Below are 246 nucleotides of genomic sequence, written 5' to 3'. Positions count from 1 at the left end.
GTGATCTGGTGCCGGAGGTTGAGCTTTATTACAGCTCGGGCAGCGGTAATGGGCTTTTGGGTGTTGGCTGGGGGATCGGTGGTCTTTCGGCAATTACCCGCTGCAGTCAGAGCCTGACGCCGGACGGGACGATCCGTGCGGTCAAGTTTGACGGTGATGACCGCTTTTGCCTTGATGGTCAGCGTCTTGTTGCGGTGTCTGGTGATTATGGTGCCGCGGCCAGCGAATACCGTACAGAGATTGATG

Annotated in this window: 1 protein-coding gene; it reads left to right on the top strand. The window is 57.3% G+C overall.

The window, feature by feature from the left end; genetic code table 11:
- Positions 1-246, top strand: a 246-nt coding sequence (locus ACXAIA_RS20660) for a SpvB/TcaC N-terminal domain-containing protein (RefSeq protein ID WP_475351011.1), incomplete at both ends; no start/stop codon positions are given.

The sequence above is a fragment of the Thalassospira sp. ABL2_045 genome, from assembly GCF_056161285.1.
The sequence above is the reverse complement of the archived record's forward strand: the minus strand, read 5'-3'. Positions and strand labels throughout refer to the sequence as shown.